Origin of the sequence: Bacillus sp. cl95, from assembly GCF_900115925.1 — a bacterium.
GTDB lineage: Bacteria > Bacillota > Bacilli > Bacillales > Cytobacillaceae > Neobacillus_A.
In genome coordinates, this window is the sequence record NZ_FOYF01000009.1 from 37,576 (window position 1) to 57,624 (window position 20,049).

Sequence of the window (20,049 nt, forward strand, 5' to 3'; positions counted from 1 at the left end):
CCTTCTTTAATTGTAAAATTTTTTTGAAAAATTAGGTCTATTTGATGAATTTTTGTAAAATTCTTGAATAAATGGGCAAAATAAAAACGCTCGTCCTATTTAACGAGCGCTACAACTTCAATTTCCACTTCAGCATCTTTTGGTAATCTTGCCACTTCTACGCAAGAACGAGCAGGCTTATGAGAAGCAAAGTACTCACCATACACTTCATTTATCGCACCAAAGTCATCCATATTCTTAATAAATACTGTTGCTTTTACCACTGTTTCAAAAGAAGCACCTGCGGCCGTCAAAACTGCCTGCAAATTTTTGAACACTTGATGAGTCTGAGCTTTCACATCACCTTCAACCATTGTTCCTTCCGCAGTCAACGGGATTTGTCCCGAACTATAGAACATATTATTTACAACGATACCTTGTGAATAAGGACCAATGGCCGCTGGAGCATGAACAGTTTGAACTACTTTCATCTCAATTCCCCCTATTAGAAAATCGCAAGCTCAACTAAACAGTAATCTTTGTTAAAAACAGCTTAAACTTTTTCATTCTTTTTTACAAAATAGTTGCCTTCTCTTACATTGATTTTCTTCTCTTTTACATCTACGTCTGATAATTGGACTAGGGATATGTATTCGTCTACCAGGCGCTCTTGAATCTTTTCATCTTCAATCAGTACTGCTATCCCTGCTACATGGGCATTGAATTCTTCTAGCAAACTGATCATACCCATCACAGTACCGCCAGCTTTCATAAAGTCATCGACAATCAGCACTTTTGACCCTTCAGCTAAACTGCGTTTTGACAGGAGCATTGTTTGGATTCTTTTTGCTGACCCAGAAACATAATTAATACTAACTGTAGAACCCTCTGTCACTTTACTGTCTCTTCTTACTATGACAACAGGGACATTTAATTGACTTGCTACTGCATAGGCCAATGGTATTCCCTTCGTTGCTACAGTCATGACGACATCGATCTTTTCATGAGCATAAGCAGAAGCAATTATGCGGCCCGCTTTCTGTACGATAGCCGGGTCCCCTAATATATCTGTCATATATAAATAGCCACCAGGTAAAAGTCTATCTGGAGTGGCAATCATTTCACATAATTCTGCAACGAATGGCTTTGCCTCATCATCACTGACATTCACATAGTATTTTACCCCACCAGCAGCACCAGGTACTGTCTGTAGCGTTCCAATTCCTCTTTGTTCAAAGGTTTCTTTTATGATCCCAAGATCCTCACTAATCGATGACTTGGCAGATCCATAGCGGTCAGCAAAAAAAGTCAGTGGTACAAGCTGACTTGGATGCTCGAGTAAATAATTCGTCATGTCGATTAAACGTTCACTGCGACGAAATTTCATGAAATCCTCCTAAAACCGAATATTATTAATGTAGAAATGGCAGCATCAATAAACGGATTTAATCAAGCGTATGTCTTTCTCCGAGCATCCTCACAGCAAATACTTGATCACAAAATCCACGCAAACCATTATAAATACGGTGCATTCTTGAATCATGCTGAACGATGGCAAAGACAGTAGGACCACTGCCGCTCATCAAGACAGCATCGGCACCAAAACGTTTCATCTGATCTTTTATTTGTGCAACCTCTGGATGCACGTTCAACGTTACTTCTTCAAGAACGTTCCCTACGTTTTGACAAACCTTGTGGTAGTCGTTTTCCTCAATCCCAGCAATCATTTCGCTTGTTTGCGGGTGCTTCATTGTACTCAAATCCAGACGTCGATATACATCTGCCGTAGATACACCAATGAATGGCTTAGCAAGAATGACCCAACAAGTTGGCGGTACTGGCAATTGTGCAATCTTTTCTCCTCGGCCCGTTGCAAGGGCCGTTCCCCCGTATACACAAAAAGAAACATCAGAGCCAATCTCAGACCCCAACTCTGCCAATTCGTCCAACGAAAGACCAAGCTCCCAAAGCTTATTCAACCCTCTTAATGTAGCAGCGGCATCACTGCTCCCACCTGCTAAACCAGCTGCCACCGGAATCGTCTTCTCGATGGAAATCGCTACACCTTTCTTTACGTTAAACCGTTCTTTCAACAACTTTGCAGCCTGATAAGCTAAATTCCGTTGATCATCCGGTACGAATCGATTATGTGAAAGAATCGTAATTTTATCTGAATCCAATAATGTTAATTCTAGGCGATCGGCTAAATCGATGGTTGTCATGATCATTTCGACTTCATGAAAGCCATCTGGACGTTTGTGTAAAACATCTAATGTTAAGTTGATTTTAGCCGGTGCCTTTACCAAAAGCTTCACTTCGTCCACCTACTTTTGAGTTTTCCAACGATCTCAATATTTTGTCCTATTTTACCACAAAATCGACTATGTAAGACGTTAGAATCTGAACTATTCATCAAAAAATTATATATATTGTTCATTTTTTGTAGAAAAAAACCGAATAATAATTTTAAAGACCTGAAAAAAGGCCAAGGCTTACGCCTCGACCTTTTACCGCAGTGAAATTCTCGTTTTAGTTTTCTGAAGATAAAGCGAGCCACTTCCGCTCAAAAGTCATTACTAGCGTTTGCTTCTTAGCTGTTGTTCAGCAAGTTCGATCGCACGTTTTACCATGTTACCCGCATCTTTAGCTCGGATTCCTCCCCAGCCTTCTTTTTGAACAACATCATAAAAACCAAGTTCCCTAGCGAGTTCCTCTTTAAAAGAGCTTGACATGACACCTCTTCTTCTACCCATCCAAAACAGCCCCTTTCATCACTTGCGGCATTATTAGTATGGTTAATTGACGAGTTTTTCATCACAAAATCAAAAGGCAGTGGAATCATTATCCACTGCCTCGCTTGAAGCGATATATCTTAGCTTAAAGCTAAATGTCCTGCTGCATCTTCATAGAAGGTAATTTGAACCGTTTCTGTTAAAACGTCCGCATAGCTGTATGATACGCGTTCAAATGCATTTTCATCCTGATCTAGTTCAATTACAAATACGGATGGATAAGTTTCTGCTAAAACTCCGGAACGTTCAATCGTCTTTCTACGTCCACCGTTCGCCTTGAGCAAAAGTCTTTTCCCTAAATTTGAATCGAGAGCCAGTTTAATATCGGCTAAGGTCTTTGGCATTCGGTCCACCTCACTATGTAAAGTATAACACTCTGACACACTAGTGTCAAACAAAAGCATAAATTATATCAGTCCCGCAAAAAGATTGTCAATAATTTTTCTTCTGCTTTTTCTCCCATTTTTCAACAAAACTTATTATATCCATATCATAATACGATTATGTAAAAAACGGAAAAACAAGCAGGAACGGTTAGTACCTGCTTGTCATCTATTCTTCATTCTCTTCAACTATCGGCTTATAAGGCATACCAGTACGCAATACTCCTTTAGACTCGATTCCACCGAGCCCCTTTTCACCAGTTAAAGTATTCCTTAGCACATCCCAAACATTGATTCTTTCCATGAAAGGCGAGAAACTAATCTTAGATACAATATAAACCGGATCCAAGGCATGAATATTAATTCTTGATGGAGAACTTGCAAAATTTGCTCCAGCGTAAATGAGCGATTCAAAATGGGATTGACAGGCTCCTGCAAAAATAAATAACTGATCGAGGTGAGGTACCTTTTTCCTAGCTTCCCTTACAGTTTGGACGAAATGCTTTGAATGTCGATAAGAGTTGATATCTGATAATTTCCCCTTTGCTTTTGAATAAGCATCATGTCCGGTTACAACAAGTATATCCGGGCGATAATCTTCAATAAGCTGTCCAACCTTTTCTGCCATTTCTTTTTCGTTGCAATGAACCCCCATTACAGGAACTCCTATTTTTTCGTACAATGTTAAACATTTTTTTAAATATGACGCATCTCCATCGAGGTGCAGAACCTTTCCTGGAATCTGAAAGTAGTTCGACGGTTTTGAATATCCTCCTGATACCTCATATTCACGGCGCTGTTTTAATAAACTTACATCTTGACGGAATAGTTGAAGGGATTGCTCTTCAAGGGACCGATATTCCTGAGTAAGCTTCAAGCGATCCTTTTGATCAATAATCACTAAATCTTCGTAGGGTGCATCTGCGACAATGCGTAAGTCTTCCCCGAACAAAATGGCTATTTTCTTGCCATTTGATTCTTGAATGTCTATTACACGGAATAAAAGATCACAATTATATGACAGTCTACCGACAATATCCATCTTATTAATATCCACTGTCATCACTCCATTGAGACCAAAATTGGCCCTCCGATAATGTTTCTTTCATAAGCTATGCGAAAACCTAATAACCTGTTACATAAGGAGTTTTAAATTGCTCTTGAATTCACCGAATGATTGATCAAAACGCTGTACTTTTCATAAAAAAAGACCCATTCTAATGAATGGATCTAGTGGAAATGCGGATATAATGCATCACTTAATCGACCGAACTCTTCTAACGAAAGCGTTTCTCCCCTGCGGGAAGGCTCGATATTAGCTTCTTCCAGCGCTGCAAGGATTTCTTCTTTCTTTTGTTTCCCCTCTGGCAATTGACTCGTTAAATTGTTTAACAAGGTCTTTCTCCTTTGAGCAAAACTCGCTCTCGTAACCGTAAAGAAAAAGTCCACATCTTTTACATCAACGGCAGGCTTGTCTCTTTTCGTTAAACGAATAACTGCTGAATCCACGTTTGGTTGCGGTACAAAAACGGTCTTTGGTACAATCATGACCGTTTCAGGCTGCGTGTAGTATTGCACGGCAATAGAAAGAGAACCATAATCCTTTGTCCCTGGCTTAGCTGAGATTCTGTCTGCAACCTCTTTTTGTAGCATGACTACCATGCCTCGAACTGGCACTTTCTCTTCAAGGAGCTTCATGATGATAGGTGTAGTGACATAGTACGGTAAATTGGCCACAACCATCAAATCAGAAATGCCTTCGAATTCCTCTGCGACAATTTGATTCACATCTGCTTTTAGAACATCTTGATGAACGATTTTCACATTGTCATAAGGTGACAATGTGTCTGCCAAGATAGGTAATAAGCGTTGGTCAATTTCAAATGCCACTACTTTTTTACTGACTTTAGCAAGTTGTTCAGTAAGCGCCCCGATACCAGGTCCAATTTCAATGGCACCGGAAGACTCAGATAATAATCCTGCATCAACAATCTTTCTCAATATGTTCGTATCAATCAAGAAATTTTGTCCGAGACTTTTCTTAAAAGAAAAACCATACTTCTCCATAATGGCTTTCGTTCTAACGGGTGTTGCAATATCTTTATGCATTTTCTTCCTCCTGACGTATGGCCACAAGTGCCTTTGCAAAATCCTGCTGACTGATTTGAAACATCATTAGCCTCTTATGTAGCTGTTTGCCGTTCGTATAGCCGATTTTTAGCAGCTTACCCAACTGTATCCTCCGCTCTTTAGAACCAGCACCACCAATGAGTCCTGCTGAAATTAGATCTTCTTGTGTAATTGTTTCTTCGATCTGTTCATTCATCTCATAAGCGTCCTTCAACGCTTCGATAATGGCCTGTCGGCTTGCGTGCTCTACACCTAAACCCTTGCCAGTTCGGTGGATAGCTTTCTCCTTCGGTAAGAATGCATGCTTACAGCCTGGCACGCGTTCTGCAATTGTCTTTCTGATCTTTTCACCTGGAAAGTCTGGGTCTGTGAAAACAATGACACCTCTCGTGCTCTGTGCCAACTTTATCTTCTCAATCGTTTCTTCATTAATGGCTGAACCGTTCGTCTCTATCGTATCAGCATCCACCGCATTACGGATAGCTGCTGTATCATCTTTTCCCTCAACCACAATAATCTCTTGGATTTTCATAAGTTAAACTGTACCTCCTAAGAAAAGCGTAAGGCACCTTATCTTAAATAACCTTTTGCTTCAACATAAAAAACAATAAAAATCTAAAAAAACTTTGAAACTTTTGGGCCTTTTCAAGCGTCTTAATAAGTGAAATAAAATTTCCTAATATGCTTATTATATCCTATTGAATCTTAATATGCTGACTAGTATAATCATTTCCGGATAAAAAACAAAATGCAGAGGATTTCTCCCCTGCATCAAAAAACTAATTTAGGATTTTAATCTTTACTTTCTTTCTTCCCCATCGATATGCATCAGATTTAGAAGAGAAAAATACATCGATTTTAAACCCTCTTATGGCCGATCCAGTATCAGCTGCAATTGCATATCCGTATCCTTCAACGTATACCTTCGTTCCAAGAGGTATAATACTAGGATCAACAGCAATTACCCTGGCATTTGGATTTGAGCGCAAGTTAAGACCGGTTGCAGTAGTACCAGAGCAACCATTACAGTTAGCTGTATACGCCGTTGAGCTCACATAAAACTCTTTTCCCGACTCACTGCTATCTCCACGTGAAACTTGCTTGACAATTTCTTTTGTCCCCACAGCCACTACTTTATCTTGCTTTTCTTTCACTTTCTTCTCGCTAATCAATTTTCGGGATACTTCTTTGCCGTTTTCTAGTACGACTTCATATTGCTTCGTAATCAGACCATTTTGGCCTTCCGTCACAACTTTTTGTGTCCCTTTTTGCAATTGACTATCTTGCTTTGAAACAACGGCAAATTCAACTGGTTCTTCCACTACATCGGTGACTTTTTCTACTCGAATGACGTTAATAACGGCATTCTCTTTCACTGTCTCGTTTAATGACGGTTCAACTCGGTCTAATTCATTTAGTGTGATACCTTGCTGTTTTAAAAAGTCAGCGACCGTAGCCGAAGTGGACCAAACTTTTTGTTGCTTTCCTCCATCTGAGACTATGAGACTAAAAGCTCTTTGAATGGCAATACTCATCTCATTCTTAATGGCATCTTGCGGTTTTGGTTGGATTTGATCGTGTTCACCTAGTACAATGTTTTGCTCTTTGAGGAGCTCAGCAACCGTATCGGCTGTTGTCCAAACCGTTTTCTTCTCGTGCTCTGTAACCATTTGAACCTGTTTTGCTGGCTTCCACACAACTTTTAAATTGTCGGTTACCTTACTTCCCTTTTGGGGAGAGACAAAATCTTCAGAGTGTAAAGAAATATTAAGTTCATCGAAAATTTCTTGGATTGTATCTGCATGTGTTTTGATGACTTGCTCTTTTCCATCCAAAGTTAATGCAACTGTCTTTTTCGATCCCTCATAAAAAAGAAACCCAAGAGATGCTGCAAAAACTAGGAAACTAGTAAAAACTAGAGCCCATTTCTTGTTACTCAAAGACTTGGAAAACAGGTTTTTCATGTTTTTAAATACGATGAAAAACGCCTCCTTTTCTTGGAGTGATTATAAAGAACTATGTTGCCGGCTGTCAACCTTTACACCTTGCTGGAACGTATTTCTAATTATGCATAAACTGGGACAAGATGCAAAGGGAAACTTATCGACACGGTTATCCTATGTAGAAAAGGAGACATGTAGAACAATTAATAATCTTAAAAAATTAGGACAAACTTCCTTGTCAATCGACAAGATTTCTTAGCGATTTATGCCGAAAACTATTTTCGCATTCTCAGTTGTGGCATTAGCCACTTCTTCTAAGGAAAGCCCTTTTATTTCAGCAATTTGCTCTGCAACCAATTTTACATATGCAGGTTCGTTTCGTTTCCCTCGGTATGGATGCGGCGTCAAATATGGACAATCAGTTTCTATCAGAAGTTTTTCTAATGGGATTTCAGCCGCAACTTCCTTTGGTTTTTTGGCATTTTTAAAAGTAACAGGACCACCTAAAGAGATATAAAAATTCATCTCCACGCATTCACGAGCCACTTCGACACTTCCGCTAAAGCAGTGCATAATACCACCTACTTCGGCAGCATTTTCCTCTTTTAGTATTTCCACGATATCTGATGTCGCATCTCGATTATGGATAACGATCGGCAGCTTCACTTTTTTAGCCAGACGAATTTGTTTACGGAATACTTCTTTTTGAATTTCTTTAGGGGACTTGTCCCAATAATAATCAAGACCCATTTCCCCAATGGCAACTACCTTTGGATGCGATGCCAACTCCTCAATCCATTTCAAATCATCATCTGTCATATCAATGGCATCAACAGGATGCCAACCTACACAAGCATATATAAAATCGTATCGTTCCGCTAATTCCATTGCCTTCGTAATGGTTGGACGATCAAAACCCACTACAACCATTTTCGTAACTCCTTCATCGAGGGCTCTTTCAATAGTTTCTTTCAAATCTTCATTGAACTGTTCCGCATTTAAATGCACGTGTGTATCAAATAACATAACAAGCTCCTTCAAGAATTATATTTCAATATTTTTTTATTGATGAAAAAACATAGGAATTTCCACTATTTTCTTGTTTCACGTGGAACATTCCTATGTTTTTATTGTTTGTCTTTTTATATTAAAAAAATTCTTTATTTAACTTTTGCACCGTTTGGAAGGGATTGATCCACGCTTGCCAATGAAAGAACATCATCCTTAGAGCCCGCTAGAATCATTCCTTGTGAAAGTTCTCCACGCAACTTAACTGGTTTAAGGTTCGTTATGCAGATTACTTTACGTCCGATCAATTCTTCTGGCTTATAAAACTTCGCAATTCCAGAAACTACTTGGCGCTTTTCATATCCTAAATCTAACTGTAATTTCAACAACTTATCTGCCTTTTTCACAGGTTCTGCATGAATGACTTCAGCAACTCGCAAATCAATCTTCATGAAATCATCGATTGAAATCTCTTCACTTTCAGGTACTTCCATCACTTCAGTTGTCTTTTCTTCTTGCTTTGGAGCGGCAGGGCCTTGCATTTGTTCCTTGATATACTCCACTTCGTCAGCGATTTCAAGTCGAGGGAAAATAGGATTTCCTTTTACTACCTTTGTTCCTTCAGTGATTGAGCCAAACTTTTCTAAACTCTCCCAAGTCTGAAGTGTTTCATCTTCAACGCCAAGCTGCTTGAAGATTTCTCCAGGCGTACGAGTGAGAAAAGGTTTTAAAAGAACTGCTACTCTTCTCAATGATTCAGCTAAGTGAACCATCACACTTGCAAGCTCTTCATTACGATCTTCATTCTTAGCCAATGTCCATGGCTGGGTCTCATCTATATATTTATTTGTGCGACTGACTAATTGCCAAATAGCGCTAAGTGCAACAGAAAACTCCATTTTTTCCATTGCTTCTTCGTACTTCGTTACAGTTTCTTGATTCATCTCAAGCAATTGACTGTCGAACTCACCTATTGAACCATTATACGTAGGAATTTGACCATCAAAGTACTTATCTATCATAGCAACCGTTCTGTTCAAAAGATTTCCGAGGTCGTTGGCTAAATCGAAGTTAATGCGTTCTACAAACCCTTCTGGTGTAAATACGCCATCAGCACCGAATGGTACTTCACGTAACAGATAATACCTTAACGCATCTAAGCCGTAACGATCGATCAATGTTACTGGATCAACAACATTCCCCTTCGATTTGGACATCTTTCCATCTTTCATGAGAAGCCAACCATGCGCAAATACTTTTTTCGGAAGCGGAACATCGAGTGCCATTAACATAATAGGCCAATAGATTGTGTGGAAGCGAACAATTTCTTTACCAACAAGATGCACATCAGCTGGCCAATAATTTAAGTACTTCGCATCTTCTTCGGTGCCGTAACCAAGAGCAGAAATATAGTTTGATAAAGCATCAATCCAAACGTAGATAACATGCTTCGCATCGCCAGGAACCTTAATTCCCCAATCAAACGTCGTTCTTGAAACAGCTAAATCTTCAAGTCCAGGTTTGATGAAATTGTTGATCATCTCGTTCTTACGGGATTCTGGCTGAATGAAATCAGGATTTTCTTCATAATATTTCAGCAATCTATCAGCATACTTGCTCATTTTAAAGAAATAAGATTCTTCTTTTACTTTCTCTACCGGTCTGCCACAGTCAGGACAATTGCCTTCGTTAAGCTGGCGGTCTGTAAAGAACGATTCACAAGGGGTGCAATACCAACCCTCGTATTGATCCATATAAATATCGCCTTGTTCCAAGAGTCTGGCGAATATCTTTTCAACGATTTGCTTGTGTCGATCTTGTGTTGTACGAATAAAATCATCATAGGAAATATCAAGCTTTTTCCATAAACTTTGAATTCCATCAACAATTTCATCTACATATTGTTGTGGGGTAACACCCTTCGCTTCGGCGTTACGCTGTATCTTCTGACCATGTTCATCTGTTCCTGTTAGATACATAACATCATAGCCACGTAAGCGCTTATATCTTGCCATCGCATCTCCTGCTACAGTTGTGTATGCATGCCCAATATGTAAATTCCCGCTTGGGTAATAGATTGGGGTCGTAATATAAAATGTCTTTAATTTGTCTTCCATTTTTGTCACTCCTTATGGTCAAAAAGCGTATTTCAGTTACCCGTTCTAACACTTTCATTTTTCTTTCATCTTTGCCTCTTATATCCTCAAAATATACCTAAAAAACCACGAAAGTGCAATAGAATGGTAAAGTTGCCCACTCATGGAATGAAATCAAATTATTTTCTTACCCCCAAATAATATTCAGTTGTATCGAAATATATATAGTAGCAAGGAATTTTGTCGTTTTATGTCGAATCACACTTAATGAAATATTATTGTAATTTCCAATTTCAAAAGCGTGAATTTCCTCTAAATTCTAAAAATAGACACAAAGAACCGCAGTATAATCATCTTTATTGATAATGGGTGAAATTTACTATTATTTTTACAGAGAAAGTAATTGACGTTTATGGGAATGGCTGGTATTATGAATTTGTAAGTATTTTGTCGAATAATGACGAATTAAAAAAAGAGAAAAATAGATAAATAGACACAAGCTTTAAATTGAGAGGAGAACATTTTATTATGAAATCTACAGGTATCGTTCGTAAAGTTGATGAACTAGGTCGTGTGGTAATTCCAATCGAACTTAGACGTACATTGGGTATTGCAGAAAAAGACGCTCTTGAAATTTATGTAGACGATGAAAAAATCATCTTGAAAAAATATAAGCCAAACATGACTTGCCAAGTAACAGGTGAAGTATCTGATAACAACATCACTTTAGCTGGCGGTAAATTGATCCTTAGCCGTGAAGGTGCAGAACAATTACTTCAAGAAATCCAAAGCAATTTTGAACTTGTAAAATAATTAGGACGGTTGCTTTTAAGCAAACCGCACCAAATTTATTTCTGATAAAACAAAGGGCTAATCCACATTCATTGCGGATTGGCCCTTTTATTATTCTATATGGTAGGCATGATAGATGTCCCTTTTATGAACACCGCGGTCCTTAGCGGTTTGTTTTATTGCCTCTTTAGAATTGGCATTTTCCTTGTTCATATAATGGTTTACATGTTCCTCAATAGATAAATTCTCCCACCAGTTATCCGCTTCTTCCTCAACAGCTAGCCCACCCTCGATAATGAGGCAAAACTCTCCTCTTACTTCTTCATTCTCTGCCCAATGAAGAGTTTCCTGAACAGTACCACGGATAAATTCTTCAAATTTCTTTGTTAATTCACGACACAGAACTATCTGCCTATCTCCTAACACCTCTAAAATTAGTTGAAGTGTTTCTTTTAGGCGGTGCGGTGATTCGTATAAAATCATTGTCGCTGTCTGACCTTTTAAGAGTTCAAGTTCTTTACGTTTATCCTTTTTCTGGCGTTGAAGGAATCCATAAAAGAAAAAGGGTTGCGTAGACAGACCTGACGCAATTAAGGCCGTCAAGGCAGCATTTGCTCCTGGTAGTGGGACAACTGTCAATTGTTCCGCCAATGCTGCTGTAACTAGTTCATAGCCTGGATCCGAAATCGTTGGCATTCCCGCATCACTTACTAAGGCGATCTTTGCTCCTTCTTTCAACAAACTAACTAGTTTTTGCCCACTTACTTCCTTATTATGTTCATGATAACTGACGATAGGAGTTTCAATTTCGAAGTAATTACACAATTTTTTAGTATTTCTCGTATCTTCTGCTGCAATGAAATTTGCTTCCTTCATCAGTCGAATGGCCCTAAAACTCATGTCCTCCAAGTTGCCTATGGGTGTCGGTACCAAATAGAGAATACCCTTATTATTTTCATTTTCAAAGCTCTTCTGTTGCCACATCATATCCACCCGTTTCTTAAAATAAGGCTCTGTTATACTTACTTGTTGATTTCCGCTCCAGGATGCTCGTTTTCCGCGGACGAATTATGAAAAAGTCCTAGTGCAGGCTTTTTCATGGGCAAATTCTTATCGGGCGTGCGGTCAGCCTCCTCAGCGCATTTGCGCCTATGGGTCTCACCTGTCCCGCTAATCTTGCAGGACATTGATTGACTTCCTCGAATGAACCCACGCACGAAGAAAAGGCGGTAGCACAAGGAATGTTTCCCTGAATTTACATCGCACGATATTATGCGATAGCATAATGAGGATTTTCGAGGAGTCTCGCATCCTCCGCTCCAATCAACAAAGTGCAGAAAATCAACATTGTACATTAACACAGCCTAAAATAAAAACTCTATTATTATTAATTAAGTTCCAAATAATACTTCATTCATCTCAGAGGTATATTCATTTTTGTCATTATATACTACCAGCGGGGGAAGTATTTTCAGATCGGCATTGCCATCTTTGATAGCTTCAACCAATAATGTATTTGCTTCTTTGTTTGCTTTAGGATAAACAAATTGCACTCTCTTAGGCTCCAAGCGATACTTTCTCATGAGTGTAACGATATCTAAAAGTCTGCCGGGACGATGAACAAAAGCTACTTTCCCACCTTGTTTCACTAACTGACTTGCCGCTTTAATGGCATCTTCCAATGTACACATTATTTCATGGCGGGCAATTGCCAAATGCTCGTTCAAATTGATTTCTTCTGAAGACGGAGTGATAAAATATGGGGGGTTACAGGTTACAACATCATACTTGCCAAAGCCTAATACTTTAGGCATTTCCTTAATATCCCCATTTATCATGCTTAACCGCTCATCAAGACCGTTATACTCAATACTTCTTATTGCCATATCATATAAGCGTTCCTGTATCTCAACGCCAGTAATTTTCCCCTTTGTCCTTAAACTCAAAAACAATGGGATGACCCCATTACCACTGCAAAGATCCAGCAAGTTTCCTTTTTGTATCGGAACGTATGCGAACTTTGCCAATAAAACGGCATCCAATGAGAATGAAAAAACAGAAGGACTTTGTATGATTTTTAAGTCTTCACCAAGTAAGTAATCCAGCCGTTCATCATCTTTTAAAATCGTCATAATATCCTCCATTGCTTCAATACCATTAGTATATCCAGAAAAGCGAAGTGCGGTCGCTTATCAGCGACAAGCATAAGACGAGCGCTGTCAGAATGCGTTCTTCGCCTTCCGAAGCCATTAGCCTATGCCCACGAGCCGATGCCGCTCTTAACAAGAGAAAATCGAAGTCTCTAGTCTATAACCCGCCCGTATGTATTTACTAATCAAAGTTTAACAAAATAGCCTTCCTAATTGAAAGGAAGGCTGCATTTATTTCTTATTTAAGAAGGAAAGACAGAAAAGGCAATCTCCTTCTTTTCGCAAGCTGCCAAAATGCAGGTTGCAAATATGGAAACCCTCTTGATATAGTCGGGCCAAATTATCATATCCCTCGCCAATATCAACAGATTTTTCATCAGGAGTTTCTGTTTGCCCTTTTCCTTTCTTCTTGGAAACGGGAGATTTCCCCTCTCGCTCTGTTGCTTTTTCCAGACGGCGTCTTAAATGTTCGTTTTCAATTTTGACAGAATTATTTTCTTCTAATATTTCTGCTAAATGCTGTTTCAATTCACCAAGCTGACGATAAAGATGTCCAATTTGGACCTCCATATTGCTCACTGAATCAAAAATTTCTTTTTTATCCACGCATTCCACCCCATTAGTCTGTGGATTGTATCGAAACTGCACTTTCTTTCATGATTTCATCTAGGGTGTATTCGAGTACACGTTCCTGTTCCTTGAATTCAACCTGTAAAATCCGTTCTAAAATATTCAAACCTACTACTTTTCCTTTTCCATGCGGTGTTGCAATGAACGCACCCAAATCAGGCAATAGTTCTTTTGCTGATTCATACTCATCATTTTCGTATTTTAAGCAGCACATTAAGCGACCGCATAATCCAGAGATTTTAGTAGGATTTAGTGATAAGTTCTGATCTTTTGCCATTTTGATTGAAACCGGGTCAAAGTCTCCTAGGAAAGTCGAACAGCATAGCATTCTGCCACAAGGTCCGATTCCACCTAGCATCTTCGCTTCATCTCTTACGCCAATCTGGCGCAATTCAATTCGAGTCCGGAAAACAGCGGCTAAATCTTTTACAAGTTCACGGAAGTCGACACGTCCATCTGCCGTAAAATAGAAAATAACTTTATTACGATCAAAAGTATATTCCACATCTACTAATTTCATATCTAATTGATGTTCATTGACTTTTGCATTGCAGACTTCATAGGCTTGCTGGGCAGCATACTTATTTTCGTCAACAATGAGTCTGTCCTTTTGATCGGCAATACGAACTACCTTCTTGAGCGGAAGGACTACATCATGCTCCTCGACTTGCTTCCTTGCTATAACAACTTTACCAAATTCAACACCGCGAACCGTTTCAACGATGACGAATTCATCTTTTTCTATATGGTGATCGCCGGGGTCAAAGTAATAAATCTTACCAGCTTTCTTAAAGCGTACGCCTACAACATCATACAAATGAAGATCCCTCCTGCAATTTTAACACAAGCTGTTCCATTAACAGCTGAGGATTCATATTAGCTTGCAACTTTCTTTTTGAATCTAAGATCGCTGCCATCTGCTCGGATATGCGCCGTCCGGATGTTTGCAAGGCATAAAGCTCTAACCGTTCTTTTTCTGAAACATAAACGGTTTGTTCGTGTTTGCCAAGCTGTATATAAAGTAAGTCCTTAAAGATTAAAAGTAATAGATCTAAACCTCGATCAATCTGATCTTTTTCCTTAAAGTGCAAGAACCAATCACCTTGAAGCGTGACCATGGCTTCAAGCGGATTTTTTTTTAGCACTTCATATAATTTTAACACTATTTTTTGCGCTTGTACAAACCATTCATCACTATTTAATTGCAATGCTTCATCGACATTATTCGTCAAATTGGCTAAAACTGCAGCATTTTGTCGACTTAGACCATTTTGCAACAATATTTCTGTCATATTAGCAGGTGATAGAGGCTTAAATGAAAGAACTTGGCATCTGGATAGGATAGTTGGGAGTATTTGCTGAGTCTGCTCTGTCAGTAGTATGGCTGCAGTTTGCGCACTCGGTTCCTCTAGGAACTTTAACAAACTATTGGCTGCATTTACGGTCATTTTATCCGCGTGTACGATCATATAAATTTTCCTTGATGATTCAACGCCTTTTTTTGAAAACTCTTCTTGAAGGGCTTGTACCTGAGCCTTTTTAATCGATAAACCATCTGGTTCAACGATATGTACGTCAGGATGGTTACCGCTATTTATCCGCTTGCAATTGCTGCACTCATCACATGGTAAATACTGATCTAGGAGAGATTCGCAAAGTAGTACTTTTGCAAGTATGATTGCCGTTTCCTTTTTGCCCGTACCTCTCATACCTTCAAATAAGTACGCATGGGCAACCCTATTTTTTAGGATACTATTTTTCAGCATTTTCATGACAATCGGCTGAAGCTGATCAAGCTCGTCCCATGTTTTAACCAAATTTATCACTCTCTTACGTATATAAATTAATTAAAAGTCCTTTAATTTCCCCGATTTTGCCAAGAACATCTATGGACTCGCCTTCTTTTTTCGTGATTTCTTCCGTTAACTCAACTAGCTTCTGATCTATCGTTTCGACAATCTTGAGTGAACGCCCTTGTCCCATCTGGTTCCAGCTATGTGATTGTTTCAGACCCATTCCAAAATCAACCGTTTCCTTGACGAAACGCTTAACAAGGGTCTTAAATTTTGCTAGTTCCTTGAAAGTTCTTGACCTTCCAAGTCTATCGCCAGCTGATTCAATGTCTGCCATTAGCTGTTGCAATTGCGCGACATGTAATTTTTGGTCTTGCTTTTGAACAAGCGCTCCAAACTTTGCGGTACCGACGGATTGCTGTTTTACTTCAGACCTTACTTGATCCATGTTCAAACGAAGATCTTGGTTAATTTTCATTCTGCATCCTCCGTAAACATGTCCTTCTAAAATTGAACAAATTGTTCAATTGGCAGGACGAATACTGTTGCTCCACCAACTTCTACATCAACCGGATAAGGCACATAGGAATCTGCATTTCCACCCATCGGAGATACCGGAGCGACTAATTGATCCCTTGACTTACAGTTATCCTTAATAATTTCTAAAGCCTTGTCTACACGAATATCTTCCGTCCCAATCATGAATGTCGTATTTCCTGATTTTAAGAATCCACCCGTACTAGCAAGCTTTGTTGCTCTGAAATTATGATCGACCAGTGCTGAAGATAAGCGGTTGCTATCTTGATCCTGAACGACGGCTAGTATCAATTTCATATTATCCACTCCTTTTTCCGCATTGGTTCTTTCTATATTATAACAGTTACAACTGTTAGTTACATCGTATATTCAATTGGAAATTAAAAGGTATATATATGACTTGATTATAAGGGCTTACTTTGCTCATATTGAATCTTTCTGTTAAAAAAAGCCCCTGAGAGGCTTTTTTCATGTTAACTTATTTTTTGAGTCTTTTTAGTATGGCTTCCTCAGCATCACGGTAAACTTGCTCAATTGGCCCTGATGCGTCGATTAAAACCATTCTATCGCTAAAACGGTTTAACAAAATATGATAACCTTCTCTTACTCTTTCATGGAAATCAAGCTTTTCCAAATCGAGTCTATTTACTTCGCGACCGTTATTAAGGCCAATTCTCTCCAGTCCTAAAGCAGGTTCCAAGTCAAAGAATAACGTAAGCTCTGGCATCATATCCTCGATGGCAAACTCATTGATCTTGAAGACTTCATCTATTCCTAGTCCGCGTGCATAGCCTTGGTAAGCAAGAGAACTGTCAACAAAGCGGTCACAAAGTACAACTTTACCCTCTGCCAACGCTGGTTTTACTTTTTCAATCAGATGTTGCCTCCGTGCAGCTGCATAAAGTAATGCTTCAGTACGTGGATCCATCGCTGTATTTTCAGTATTCAATATGACGTTTCTAATCTGTTCCGCAATATCAATGCCCCCCGGTTCACGAGTAAGTAAAACATCAAAATTACTTGAGATAAGTTTCTCAGTGAGCATGGAAATAATCGTAGATTTCCCTGCTCCTTCTGGTCCCTCTATTGTGATAAAAATTCCTTCCATGATGTATCCTCCAAAACTATGTATTGTGAGACTAGCTTGATTGTGAAAAGACTCTAATCTTTCCTTGTTCTAAACTTTCTCCACCCTGAAATCTGCTTCCGTATGACATTAATCTTTTCATGTTTGAAATGACACTGCTCGTGAGCCTTTCACCTGTTAGGATAAGTGGAATTCCAGGAGGATAGGGTATGATTGTTTCGGCTGAAATCCTTCCATCTGATTCCTCTAACTCTATGTAAGTGACCGATAATCCTTCCATCTGTTTGTAGGATAGGGCTAGCTCAGAAATTGGTTTCTTACTGGTTCTAATAGCTTCTCTTTCCATGTTTGTCCCTTTTAACCCGAATGAAACCTTTTTCATTCTTTCCAAAGCCTCAGCAAAGAAGTTCTGTTGTGTCTTCTTCAATAATGGAAGAACGAGAATTACATTCTGTGGATCAGCCATTTCTGTAAAAATGCCAACACCCTCAAATTGGTTTTGCAATTCATATCCTGTTAATCCACTTGTAGATTGTATCGTCAATTTTAAAGGATCCAACATGCCTTCTTTATAGGTATTTACTTTAAGACCATCTAGATGTTCCACTTCTTTTTTAAAAGATCGAATTTCTCTCATTAAAGAATCATAGTCCTCACCCGAGAATGTCGCTAAATAGGCTCTAGCTAAATCAAGGGAAGCCATGATGGGATAAGATGGACTGCTAGACTGAAACATATGTAAATATTCCGAGATTTCCGTTATGGATACACGTTTGCTATTGAAATGTAGATAAGAACCCATTGTCATGGCAGGCAATGTCTTATGAGCAGATTGAATCACAATATCTGCACCTAAGGTTGTTGCAGAAGTAGGGAAATTTCCACCGATGGTAAAATGAGCTCCGTGTGCCTCATCTACAAGTACAGGAACATCTTTTTCATGAGACACTTTTATGATACTTTTTAGATCATATGTCATCCCATAATAATTAGGGTATGTAAGGATGAGCGCATTCGCATTTGGATATTGATCTAATGCTTTGCTTATCGTAGCAATTGTTACACCAGCTGCAACTCCCCAGTCCTCATCGTATTCCGGTTCAAGAAAAATGGGATGAGCTCTAGCCAATTTAATGGCATTCATGATTGACTTATGACAATTTCTTTGAACAAGTACGATGTCATTTTCCTTGCATACCGCCATAATCATCGCAAGATTACCTACTGTCGAACCATTTACGAGAAAAAAACTCTTTTGAACTTTATATAAATCTGCTAACAAGTCTTCTGCCTCCATGATTACCCCTTCAGGAGCATGGAGGTCATCGAGACCTGTAATCTCAGTTGCATCTATTTTTAATATTCCCTGGAAATCTTCATTTTCTATCGAGGGGAATACTTTTCCATACTTATGTCCGGGTACATGAAAGGATAGAGGACTTCGACTACTATGTTTTTTGAGTGCCCGATATAGTGGTACCTGACTGTGATCCATTTAACCATCACTACTTCCATACGAGAGTCCCATCTATTTTAACAAAACATTCTCCAATAATCTTGTTTTCTCTCATTAATCATATTAACTCTTTTGACCTGGCTCTGTTTAAGTTCAATCATTATTTTAAAACAAATGATAAATCCGAGAATCAGCGACACTCGTGAGTAAGAAGTGTCTAACTCTGACAACACCACGCCCGGAAGAACGAGTGAAAAGGCTTGTCAGGTATTTTTAAGGGAACGGATTCTAAGGAATATGAACTTTGTAGTAGTACAGAGGCTTTTGATAAAAAAATAAAAGCCCGAATGGACTTTTTTAGGAGAAGATTTCTGGTGTTGTAATTTTCTTTAGTTGTTTCAAGAAATATTTATACCTTGGATCACTCGTATCTGTTTGGATTAAATCTCTCTCACACTCTGTACATATAAAAGCAGTGTATAGATGTATTCCTTTTGGTTTCATTTGTTCACAAACGACGCATGTTTCCTCAATTTGTCTTTTAGCTAATAGCGAACTCAATTTCCCCACCTCCATACACATATTCTTTCCTGTCTCATCCATTTGTATACAATTTTTAGAATTTTTCGCAGGAATGGTCCTGAATAATATTGTATGTCAAATGTTTCATTTGGGTGTATGTCTCTATTGGAAATCTTGAAATTGGAGCATATTTTTTCTGTTTTTGATGCTGGTGTTATCTTAACGGATTGTCTATTTCAATTACTCCCTCCAAAGCGCTTTCCTTCTAACCCCCATCTACTCCTTATAGTACGAGCATCTCATACTAGTATCACTTCCCTTACTTGCGTTAATTCTCCCTTTACTCATTTATGCATTTCTTCAGTTCTCTTTTGATACTCCCTCAACACACAAAAAAAAGAACAGCACAACGGCTGTTCTTTCATATTGCCCGGCGGCGTCCTACTCTCACAGGGGGAGAGCCCCCAACTACCATCGGCGCTGAGAAGCTTAACTTCCGTGTTCGGTATGGGAACGGGTGTGACCTTCTCGCTATCGCCACCAGACTATTTTGTTTTTTGAGGTTCATTCCCTCAAAACTAGATAATGTTAGAAGAAGAGTAAAAACGAGTTCACCTTTTTAAATCTTTGACTTTGGTTAAGTCCTCGATCTATTAGTATCAGTCAGCTCCACACGTCGCCGCGCTTCCACCTCTGACCTATCAACCTGATCATCTTTCAGGGATCTTACTAGCTTACGCTATGGGAAATC

At 39.0% G+C, this 20,049-nt stretch carries 22 protein-coding genes and 2 rRNA genes; 1 reads left to right on the forward strand and 23 read right to left on the reverse strand.

Features of this window, described 5'->3' with window-relative positions; genetic code table 11:
• Positions 1–95: 95 nt before the first annotated feature.
• From BMZ31_RS18505 to metG, 11 genes are all read right to left on the reverse strand, one after another.
• Positions 96–470, reverse strand: coding sequence for a RidA family protein (locus BMZ31_RS18505; protein ID WP_090833421.1), 375 nt, complete (start codon positions 468–470; stop codon positions 96–98).
• Positions 471–532: 62 nt separating this feature from the next.
• The gene (gene purR, locus BMZ31_RS18510; RefSeq protein WP_090833422.1) at positions 533–1,366 is read right to left on the reverse strand and encodes a pur operon repressor; all 834 of its coding nucleotides are present in this window, start codon (positions 1,364–1,366) and stop codon (positions 533–535) included.
• 58 nt (positions 1,367–1,424) lie between these two features.
• A complete protein-coding gene (gene ispE / locus BMZ31_RS18515) occupies positions 1,425–2,294 on the reverse strand; it encodes a 4-(cytidine 5'-diphospho)-2-C-methyl-D-erythritol kinase (RefSeq protein ID WP_090833423.1) in 870 nt (289 codons plus the stop codon).
• Between the two features lie 261 nt (positions 2,295–2,555).
• Positions 2,556–2,732, reverse strand: coding sequence for a small, acid-soluble spore protein, alpha/beta type (locus tag BMZ31_RS18520; RefSeq protein WP_090833424.1), 177 nt, complete (start codon positions 2,730–2,732; stop codon positions 2,556–2,558).
• Between the two features lie 119 nt (positions 2,733–2,851).
• Positions 2,852–3,115: a biofilm formation stimulator Veg gene (gene veg, locus BMZ31_RS18525; RefSeq protein ID WP_090833425.1), complete on the reverse strand. Its 264-nt coding sequence runs from the start codon at positions 3,113–3,115 to the stop codon at positions 2,852–2,854.
• A 208-nt stretch (positions 3,116–3,323) separates the two neighbouring features.
• A complete protein-coding gene (gene yabG / locus BMZ31_RS18530; RefSeq protein WP_175478179.1) occupies positions 3,324–4,217 on the reverse strand; it encodes a sporulation peptidase YabG in 894 nt (297 codons plus the stop codon).
• A gap of 167 nt (positions 4,218–4,384) precedes the next feature.
• A complete protein-coding gene (gene rsmA, locus BMZ31_RS18535; protein ID WP_090833427.1) occupies positions 4,385–5,263 on the reverse strand; it encodes a 16S rRNA (adenine(1518)-N(6)/adenine(1519)-N(6))-dimethyltransferase RsmA in 879 nt (292 codons plus the stop codon).
• Positions 5,256–5,816, reverse strand: a complete 561-nt coding sequence (gene rnmV, locus BMZ31_RS18540; protein WP_090833428.1) for a ribonuclease M5 — start codon at positions 5,814–5,816, stop codon at positions 5,256–5,258. Before rnmV ends, rsmA begins: the two co-directional genes overlap by 8 nt.
• A gap of 247 nt (positions 5,817–6,063) precedes the next feature.
• Positions 6,064–7,248, reverse strand: coding sequence for a G5 and 3D domain-containing protein (locus tag BMZ31_RS18545; RefSeq protein ID WP_090833429.1), 1,185 nt, complete (start codon positions 7,246–7,248; stop codon positions 6,064–6,066).
• A 234-nt stretch (positions 7,249–7,482) separates the two neighbouring features.
• On the reverse strand, positions 7,483–8,253 hold the full coding sequence (locus BMZ31_RS18550) for a TatD family hydrolase (protein WP_090833430.1): 771 nt from the start codon (positions 8,251–8,253) through the stop codon (positions 7,483–7,485).
• A 134-nt stretch (positions 8,254–8,387) separates the two neighbouring features.
• A complete protein-coding gene (gene metG, locus BMZ31_RS18555; RefSeq protein ID WP_090833431.1) occupies positions 8,388–10,352 on the reverse strand; it encodes a methionine--tRNA ligase in 1,965 nt (654 codons plus the stop codon).
• 507 nt (positions 10,353–10,859) lie between these two features.
• Here metG and BMZ31_RS18560 point away from each other — a divergent pair.
• Positions 10,860–11,144: an AbrB/MazE/SpoVT family DNA-binding domain-containing protein gene (locus BMZ31_RS18560; RefSeq protein ID WP_090833432.1), complete on the forward strand. Its 285-nt coding sequence runs from the start codon at positions 10,860–10,862 to the stop codon at positions 11,142–11,144.
• 90 nt (positions 11,145–11,234) lie between these two features.
• On the opposite strand, the gene rsmI is transcribed toward BMZ31_RS18560, so the two are convergent.
• From rsmI to BMZ31_RS18620, 12 genes are all read right to left on the reverse strand, one after another.
• Positions 11,235–12,107 carry a 16S rRNA (cytidine(1402)-2'-O)-methyltransferase gene (gene rsmI, locus BMZ31_RS18565; protein WP_090833433.1) on the reverse strand — a complete coding sequence of 291 codons (873 nt, stop codon included), beginning with the start codon at positions 12,105–12,107 and terminating at the stop codon, positions 11,235–11,237.
• Between the two features lie 407 nt (positions 12,108–12,514).
• Complete coding sequence (locus BMZ31_RS18570) at positions 12,515–13,255, reverse strand: tRNA1(Val) (adenine(37)-N6)-methyltransferase (RefSeq protein WP_090833434.1); 741 nt, start codon at positions 13,253–13,255, stop codon at positions 12,515–12,517.
• Between the two features lie 249 nt (positions 13,256–13,504).
• Entirely contained in the window at positions 13,505–13,879 is a 375-nt protein-coding gene (yabA, locus tag BMZ31_RS18575) for a DNA replication initiation control protein YabA (protein WP_090833435.1), read from the reverse strand.
• 13 nt (positions 13,880–13,892) lie between these two features.
• Positions 13,893–14,720: a PSP1 domain-containing protein gene (locus BMZ31_RS18580; RefSeq protein ID WP_090833436.1), complete on the reverse strand. Its 828-nt coding sequence runs from the start codon at positions 14,718–14,720 to the stop codon at positions 13,893–13,895.
• The gene (gene holB / locus BMZ31_RS18585) at positions 14,713–15,720 is read right to left on the reverse strand and encodes a DNA polymerase III subunit delta' (protein ID WP_090833437.1); all 1,008 of its coding nucleotides are present in this window, start codon (positions 15,718–15,720) and stop codon (positions 14,713–14,715) included. Before holB ends, BMZ31_RS18580 begins: the two co-directional genes overlap by 8 nt.
• Before the next feature lie 13 nt (positions 15,721–15,733).
• On the reverse strand, positions 15,734–16,174 hold the full coding sequence (locus BMZ31_RS18590) for a YaaR family protein (protein ID WP_090833438.1): 441 nt from the start codon (positions 16,172–16,174) through the stop codon (positions 15,734–15,736).
• Positions 16,175–16,200: 26 nt separating this feature from the next.
• Positions 16,201–16,530, reverse strand: coding sequence for a cyclic-di-AMP receptor (locus BMZ31_RS18595; RefSeq protein WP_090833439.1), 330 nt, complete (start codon positions 16,528–16,530; stop codon positions 16,201–16,203).
• A 181-nt stretch (positions 16,531–16,711) separates the two neighbouring features.
• Positions 16,712–17,341 carry a dTMP kinase gene (gene tmk / locus BMZ31_RS18600; RefSeq protein WP_175478180.1) on the reverse strand — a complete coding sequence of 210 codons (630 nt, stop codon included), beginning with the start codon at positions 17,339–17,341 and terminating at the stop codon, positions 16,712–16,714.
• 31 nt (positions 17,342–17,372) lie between these two features.
• The gene (locus BMZ31_RS18605) at positions 17,373–18,815 is read right to left on the reverse strand and encodes an aminotransferase class I/II-fold pyridoxal phosphate-dependent enzyme (RefSeq protein ID WP_090833441.1); all 1,443 of its coding nucleotides are present in this window, start codon (positions 18,813–18,815) and stop codon (positions 17,373–17,375) included.
• 318 nt (positions 18,816–19,133) lie between these two features.
• Complete coding sequence (locus BMZ31_RS18610) at positions 19,134–19,337, reverse strand: sigma factor G inhibitor Gin (RefSeq protein ID WP_090833442.1); 204 nt, start codon at positions 19,335–19,337, stop codon at positions 19,134–19,136.
• A gap of 389 nt (positions 19,338–19,726) precedes the next feature.
• Positions 19,727–19,843: ribosomal RNA gene (gene rrf / locus BMZ31_RS18615) — 5S ribosomal RNA — on the reverse strand.
• Positions 19,844–19,931: 88 nt separating this feature from the next.
• Positions 19,932–20,049: ribosomal RNA gene (locus BMZ31_RS18620) — 23S ribosomal RNA — on the reverse strand; the annotation flags it as partial.

What these genes read in the sequence shown, in the direction of transcription:
- BMZ31_RS18505 (WP_090833421.1), bottom strand. Translation starts at nt 470, where the DNA reads ATGAAAGTAGTTCAAACTGTTCATGCTCCAGCGGCCATTGGTCCTTAT.
- purR (WP_090833422.1), bottom strand. Translation starts at nt 1,366, where the DNA reads ATGAAATTTCGTCGCAGTGAACGTTTAATCGACATGACGAATTATTTA.
- BMZ31_RS18520 (WP_090833424.1), bottom strand. Translation starts at nt 2,732, where the DNA reads ATGGGTAGAAGAAGAGGTGTCATGTCAAGCTCTTTTAAAGAGGAACTC.
- veg (WP_090833425.1), bottom strand. Translation starts at nt 3,115, where the DNA reads ATGCCAAAGACCTTAGCCGATATTAAACTGGCTCTCGATTCAAATTTA.
- yabG (WP_175478179.1), bottom strand. Translation starts at nt 4,217, where the DNA reads ATGACAGTGGATATTAATAAGATGGATATTGTCGGTAGACTGTCATAT.
- rsmA (WP_090833427.1), bottom strand. Translation starts at nt 5,263, where the DNA reads ATGCATAAAGATATTGCAACACCCGTTAGAACGAAAGCCATTATGGAG.
- rnmV (WP_090833428.1), bottom strand. Translation starts at nt 5,816, where the DNA reads ATGAAAATCCAAGAGATTATTGTGGTTGAGGGAAAAGATGATACAGCA.
- BMZ31_RS18545 (WP_090833429.1), bottom strand. Translation starts at nt 7,248, where the DNA reads ATGAAAAACCTGTTTTCCAAGTCTTTGAGTAACAAGAAATGGGCTCTA.
- BMZ31_RS18550 (WP_090833430.1), bottom strand. Translation starts at nt 8,253, where the DNA reads ATGTTATTTGATACACACGTGCATTTAAATGCGGAACAGTTCAATGAA.
- metG (WP_090833431.1), bottom strand. Translation starts at nt 10,352, where the DNA reads ATGGAAGACAAATTAAAGACATTTTATATTACGACCCCAATCTATTAC.
- BMZ31_RS18560 (WP_090833432.1), top strand. Translation starts at nt 10,860, where the DNA reads ATGAAATCTACAGGTATCGTTCGTAAAGTTGATGAACTAGGTCGTGTG.
- rsmI (WP_090833433.1), bottom strand. Translation starts at nt 12,107, where the DNA reads ATGTGGCAACAGAAGAGCTTTGAAAATGAAAATAATAAGGGTATTCTC.
- BMZ31_RS18570 (WP_090833434.1), bottom strand. Translation starts at nt 13,255, where the DNA reads ATGACGATTTTAAAAGATGATGAACGGCTGGATTACTTACTTGGTGAA.
- BMZ31_RS18590 (WP_090833438.1), bottom strand. Translation starts at nt 16,174, where the DNA reads ATGAAAATTAACCAAGATCTTCGTTTGAACATGGATCAAGTAAGGTCT.
- BMZ31_RS18595 (WP_090833439.1), bottom strand. Translation starts at nt 16,530, where the DNA reads ATGAAATTGATACTAGCCGTCGTTCAGGATCAAGATAGCAACCGCTTA.
- tmk (WP_175478180.1), bottom strand. Translation starts at nt 17,341, where the DNA reads ATGGAAGGAATTTTTATCACAATAGAGGGACCAGAAGGAGCAGGGAAA.
- BMZ31_RS18605 (WP_090833441.1), bottom strand. Translation starts at nt 18,815, where the DNA reads ATGGATCACAGTCAGGTACCACTATATCGGGCACTCAAAAAACATAGT.